Raw genomic sequence first — 5,716 nt, 5'->3', positions numbered from 1 at the left:
CGCCTAGCAAACCGGAAAGGGAGTACGACAGCGCTCACGCCGCGCCCCCCTGCTGCTCCTGCTTCGTGATCCAGGTCAGGATGGTGCTACGGCGGGCGCACAGTGTGCCGCCAAGTCTGAAGGTCGGCAGCCCCAACTTGTCGCTGGCATGGTAGACCCGTCGCTTGTTCGTGTCGGTCGCATCGCCGAACATGAATCTTGAGATTGCCTCCGCGCCAGTCATGAGGTCGTGGGAAAGCGGCAAGCCAGTATCGTTCGCGCCGGCCGGGCGCGGTGTCAGATCCTTCATGACTTCTCCTTGATTTATTCTAGCTCTGATCCGATAGATCGGAGAGTTTTATGAGTGATCATTACGGTCTCTCGGCGATCCGAAGTATTAGGGCGCGCTTCCTTAGAAAACCACATTCTTGAATATATGTGCCTGTCTTCGACGCCTCGAACTAAGAAGTCGATCCGTGGCGACGGTCTGGAAAAGTGGATTTCGAGATATACTGACCGATCGATTTCTGATGCAATTTGATTTCTGTCGATGCCTCCTTGTGGAAAATCAAAATTGTCGGCCAGGAAAGAAGCAAACTCATTTTGTCTGGTGATTGCAGAAATCTGGATCAGTTCTGCGAGAAAATCTCCGGCCGGGACTTCATCAAGCATGATACGTCCTAGGAGGGCACGACCTTTTGTTGATAGGCCTCGAGCGTTCTTGAAGGAAGCATAATAGAATTCGCCGACAGCATTGCCCGCTTGTTTCGACATATTTGTCGCGCAGGTACCGATTAGAAGACTTGCGGCGTCTTTAGGACTCATTTTTGCTGCGGACAGTCCTCGACCTCCTTTGCGGATATGACCGGCATCACGTACATTTAGTCCAATCCCCCGGACGGTCATTTCATCTAAGCCTTGCACTTCAGCGATGACCCGAACTAGGTCATTGAAGAACGCCATATCGACCGCCCATGTCCATAAAAAATTACATGACCGCGTAGACCGGTCAAGAGCCATGTCGTAGAATTCTACATGACGGCGGCATCCTTGGCGATTCCTTGGATTGGTCGGAAAATTTCGTCAGTGATATGAGCGACATGGCAACGATTAGGAAGCGAATGCTCCCAAGCGGAAAAACCGTATGGTTGGCGAGCTACACCGATAGCGGGGGCGCCCGCCGCTTCCGCCAATTCCCCACGAAGAAGGAGGCTGATGGGTTTCTCGTACGTGTTCGAAGCGAGGTGATAACCGGCACCCACTTACCAGACCGCGCAGCGAGCACGGTGGACCACGCCTACAGATTGCTGATCGCCGCGCTGGAAGCGGATCAGGCGGCAGGCGCCACGCTTCACAATTACCGCGTCTACTATGGGGGGCATGTAAAGCCGTACCTGGGTGCTCGGTTACTTCCGAAACTCCACCCAGCGGACGTCGGTGACTGGCTCGAACGGCTCAAGGCTGAGGGACGCACCGACGACACGTGTCGGCGTGCCAGGATCGTGCTGGGTGCGATCTTCGATGAGGCGATCCGTCGGCGACTTGCCCACGCTAGGTCGCGGACTCATTAAGCTCGCAGCCAGACCCGCAGGGCTGCGAGCTTGACGCTGGCTAGGAAGTTGTCGGGATCCTTGTCGTAACGGGTGGCGACGGCTCGGAAGTGCTTGATCTTGCTGAAGAAGCGCTCGACCAAGTTGCGGTACTTGTACAGGAACGGGCTGAACGCCGGCACTCGCTTGCGGTTGGGCATCGGCTTCACATTCGCCCACGCGCCCTGCTCCGCCATCCGAGTGCGAAGCGCGTCGCTGTTATAGGCTCGATCCCCCAGCAGGATCTGGCCCGTGCCCAGACCGCCCAGCATGTCGGCCGCCGCGCGCCCATCGTGCGCTTGACCCGCGGTGATCTTGAGCGCCACCGGACGGCCGTCAGCATCCACCAGCGCGTGGATCTTGCTCGTCAGGCCGCCGCGCGAGCGACCCATGCCACCGGATCGGCCATCTTTTTTTGGGCGCAGGCGGCATGCTGGTGAACCCGCACGCTGGTCGCGTCGATCATCTGCAGGTCGCCGTCGTAAGCCTTTGACACCGCGTCCAGAAGCCGATCCCAGATGCCACGCTTGCGCCAGCGCCGAAAACGGTTGCCGCAGGTCGTATGTCGGCCGTAGCGCGCCGGGATGTCGGCCCAGGGCGCGCCCGTGCGCAGCCGCCAGAAGATCCCATTCAGCACCCGCCGGTCATCCACGCGCTCCTTGCCGCGCACGTCCGTCGGCAACAACGGCTCGATCACCGCCCACTCCGCATCCGTCAGATCAAACCGCGCCATCAAGGCCCTCCTGCTCAGAGGGCTAACGACGCCGCGGTTCAACCGTGCCAGCCGTTATGGGTTCGCGACCTAATCCAGTTCGCTCGCTTCGGAGCCGGCGGAAAACACGGCGCGCAGAGATCCGTGAGGTCGAGGAGACGATCCACATTCCAGAACGCGAGGTCGTCAGGGCGATGCTCGCCGCAGCCGCTGATACCGAAGCTCTGTTTCTAATCGCTCGTGAGCGAAGCGGAGAGGGGGCCCGTTTCGTTGAGGTGCAGCGGGTCTCGGCCGAGCATCCGATCCGGCAGGCGCGTATCTTCCGCGCGCGGCACTCAGGAGTCGCTGTCGAGACGTTCCGCCCAACACCATGGCTCCGGCCACTCCTCGCCACAATGGCCCTTGCCGGCTTGCGCATTGGTGAGGCGCGCGGCCTGTCCTGGGCCAACGTCGATCCTGAGCACATTCGGATCCGAGAAGGAGTCGACCGCTATAATGTTCGAGACACCGTGAAGACGGCGGCGGCTCTGCGAAGCGTGCCGATCGGCCCACAACTCGCAACGATCCTGGCGAACTGGCGAGCTAGGATGGCAGAGGACGGCGGTCTGGTGTTCCCGTCGGACACTGGAACACCGATCGGCTACCCGAACATCGTCAACCGGCAACTAGGTCCTCTACAGATCGTCCTCGGTATCGTGACGGCCGACGGCTCGCCACGCTGGACGGCGCACAGCTTCCGGCATTTCGCCGTGTCGCTCTGGATTGATGAGGGGGCGAAGATTGGGCAGGTCTCGGAATGGGCCGGGCACGAGTCGCCCGAGTTCACGCAGCGAGTCTACGGCCACTTGTTTCGGGCCGGACGAATGGACCGCCGTGCGATCACCGCGGGCGAGCTTTCCGTGCTCGGTGCGATCGAGCTGGCAACACCAACGCAACACGGCAACGATAACGCGCTGAAAAACGGCGCATCCGTAACAGCTTAATCGACCACAACAGCCGCCTTCTAAGCGGCAGGTCGTAGGTTCGAGCCCTACCGGGGTCGCCAGGTCATTCCGCGTGGCCCTGTCATCCGGCCCTACGACGCGGCCGGCGCGGCGGGGTTCGCCGCCTCCTGCCGGTCCGGCAGGCTCCGCTTCCAGCGCGCACGCAGGACGGCGGGCCGGAGGCCGTGCCGCTCCTCCAGGAACTCGGCGTCCGTGATCCGGTCCGTGCGGAAGTGCCGGAACGCCCCGCGCAGCTCGCACCAGCCGGCCACCATCCGGGCCTGATCGAAGAACCCGACGATCACCGGCCAGATCACGCGCTGGCTCGGATCGCCGCGGACGTCGCGGTACTGGATGCGGATCTTGCGGCCCTCGCGGATCCAGGTCCGCGCGCGAGCGACGTCGATCCCGTCCGCGGCCTGCGCGAACGCCGTCGGCGTGCCGATCGACGGATCGGCGATGAGCGGGCGCAGGCGCTCGGGGACCACGGCGGTGATCTTGGCGATGAGATCGCGCGCCGCCTTGGCGAGGACCGGCTCGCCCCGTCCCGCGACCCACTGCGCGCCGAGGACGGCCGCCTCGATCTCGTCGGGCGTCAGCATCAGCGGCGGCATGTCGAACGCCTCGCCGAGCACGTAGCCGAGCCCGGCCTCGCCCTGGATCGGCACGCGCTGGCCGACGAGGTCGGCGACGTCGCGGTAGACCGTGCGGACCGAGACCTCCAGCTCCCGGGCGATCTCGGCGGCCGTCACCGGGCGCGGCGAGCGGCGCAGGATCTGGATGATCTGAAACAGCCTGTCCGCGCGCCGCATCCACCGACTCCTGCTGACAGAATGCTGTCAGCAGGGCGTCCCTACAAGTCCTCCCGCCACGGCCATCCCGCGCGCCGTGCCGACAGGAACCGCGCCATGATCACCCTGTACCACGCCCCGCAATCGCGCTCCTCGCGCATCGTCTGGCTCTTGGAGGAGATGGGGGTGCCCTACACCATCGCGCCGGTCTCGATCTTCCGGCCGATGACGGGCGAGGGCGTGCCGGACGCCGCCAACCCGCATCCCGACAAGCGCGTCCCGGCCGTCCTGCACGCGGGCGGTCTGGTCACCGAGTCCCAGGCCATCGTGCTCTACTTGGCGGAGACGTTCCCCGAAGCCGGGCTGGCGCCGGCGGTGGGCGCCCCCGAGCGCGGCGCGTACCTGACGTGGCTGGCCTGGTACGTCGCCGAGTTCGAGCCCGCGCTGTTCGCCGGCCTGACGGCTGAGCTCGCGGGATCGCCGCAGAAGCGCCGGAACCACGCGGCGGTGGTCGACCGCCTGGAAGCCGCCCTGGCGCGCGGCCCCTACGTGATGGGCGCGCGGTTCTCCGGCGCCGACATCCTGATCGGCAGCGCCCTGGGCTTCGGCCGCGCGGCCTTCCCGCCGAGTGCGGCCCTCGATGCCTATCTGGACCGCTGCCGGGCGCGCCCGGCCGCTCTGCGCGCCGCGGCGAAGGACGGCGCGTCGGGGCCGCAATCCGCCTAGCGCCGACGGGGCGCCGCTCGCGATTCCCGGGTGGCCGGAAGCGGCCCGCGCGCGGTGGTCCCGAGCGGCTCCGGCGACCGCAGGTGTTCCGGGACACGCCGGGCCCGAAAGCTTGGGCGTACATCGGGATCACACCGCGAACACAGTCGCGAACCCGATGGAGACGACGATGACCTGGACCAACCGCATCGCTTTGGTGGCGACCCTGATCGCCGGCGCGGTCGCGCTCGTGACCTACGCGCAGGCCCTCAGCCTGCCGGCCCATTTCGCGTGAGCGAGACGGCCCCGGCGGCACGTCCGCTGACCGTCGCCGCCTGAACGCGCGCCGAACAGTTCCGCGGTGCAGCGTGACTCTTCGCACCGCACGCGCCCGGCCGATCCGGCATCATCATTGCAGACGAACCGACCGGGTCCGGCTGAGGACCCGCCGCTTGATGAAAGGAGTGCACGACATGGTCCTGAAGGGCTTCTCCTACGCGATGATCGGCGCCTTCCTGGGCGGCCTCGCGATGACGGTGACCGGCTCGGCCGGGGTGCTGATGGGCTTCTGAGCCGCGGCGGCCCTCGGGGCCGCCCGGGCGACGGATTACCCGACGGACGGCGTGAGCGGCGGGGCGAGAGCCCCGCCGTTCCCGTATGCGGGGTTCGGACCGCGCGGCGGAGCCGCCGATCCCGGCCGCTCCGCCCCGGTCAGGCCGTTTCCTTGCGGGTGACGACGAGCGCCCAGATCGTCGCCGGGATCCATCCGATGATCGTCAGGTGGAGGATGATGCAGAGGATGCCCTGGAACACCTTTCCGCGCAGGAACATGGCGAGCCACGGCGCGAGAAAGCAGATGAGGATCATGATCATGGGGGCAACGGGTCTCCGCGTTCGTGAGCGAACACGGATCGCGGCGGCTGGTTCCGGACGGCCGAGCTTCCGCCGCGGCCCGGC

At 65.4% G+C, this 5,716-nt stretch carries 7 protein-coding genes; 2 read left to right on the top strand and 5 right to left on the bottom strand.

The window, feature by feature from the left end:
• Nucleotides 1-34: 34 nt before the first annotated feature.
• The 3 genes from ACLBYG_RS31400 to ACLBYG_RS31390 form a co-directional block, all read right to left on the bottom strand.
• On the bottom strand, nucleotides 35-289 hold the full coding sequence (locus tag ACLBYG_RS31400; RefSeq protein WP_447684060.1) for a DNA-binding protein: 255 nt from the start codon (nucleotides 287-289) through the stop codon (nucleotides 35-37).
• A 14-nt stretch (nucleotides 290-303) separates the two neighbouring features.
• On the bottom strand, nucleotides 304-942 hold the full coding sequence (locus ACLBYG_RS31395) for a hypothetical protein (RefSeq protein ID WP_447684059.1): 639 nt from the start codon (nucleotides 940-942) through the stop codon (nucleotides 304-306).
• Nucleotides 943-1,546: 604 nt separating this feature from the next.
• Nucleotides 1,547-2,301 (bottom strand): IS5 family transposase gene (locus ACLBYG_RS31390; RefSeq protein WP_447684058.1). Its coding sequence is split into 2 segments (ribosomal slippage): nucleotides 1,547-1,977 and nucleotides 1,977-2,301, totalling 756 coding nucleotides; the frame shifts between segments, so codons are not numbered across the junction.
• A 173-nt stretch (nucleotides 2,302-2,474) separates the two neighbouring features.
• Between ACLBYG_RS31390 and ACLBYG_RS31385 the strand changes: the two genes are divergently transcribed.
• Nucleotides 2,475-3,263, top strand: coding sequence for a tyrosine-type recombinase/integrase (locus ACLBYG_RS31385; RefSeq protein WP_447684057.1), 789 nt, complete (start codon nucleotides 2,475-2,477; stop codon nucleotides 3,261-3,263).
• Nucleotides 3,264-3,355: 92 nt separating this feature from the next.
• Here the strand turns inward: ACLBYG_RS31385 and ACLBYG_RS31380 are convergent, their stop codons facing one another.
• The gene (locus tag ACLBYG_RS31380; protein ID WP_447684056.1) at nucleotides 3,356-4,075 is read right to left on the bottom strand and encodes a helix-turn-helix transcriptional regulator; all 720 of its coding nucleotides are present in this window, start codon (nucleotides 4,073-4,075) and stop codon (nucleotides 3,356-3,358) included.
• Nucleotides 4,076-4,171: 96 nt separating this feature from the next.
• Here ACLBYG_RS31380 and ACLBYG_RS31375 point away from each other — a divergent pair, with 96 nt between their 5' ends.
• A complete protein-coding gene (locus ACLBYG_RS31375) occupies nucleotides 4,172-4,780 on the top strand; it encodes a glutathione S-transferase family protein (RefSeq protein WP_447684055.1) in 609 nt (202 codons plus the stop codon).
• A gap of 690 nt (nucleotides 4,781-5,470) precedes the next feature.
• On the opposite strand, the gene ACLBYG_RS31370 is transcribed toward ACLBYG_RS31375, so the two are convergent.
• Nucleotides 5,471-5,716, bottom strand: a 246-nt coding sequence (locus tag ACLBYG_RS31370; RefSeq protein WP_447684054.1) for a YqaE/Pmp3 family membrane protein, incomplete at its 5' end; no start/stop codon positions are given.

It is taken from the genome of Methylobacterium sp. D53M, assembly GCF_053345625.1.
This window is presented reverse-complemented; position numbering and strand designations above follow the sequence as displayed.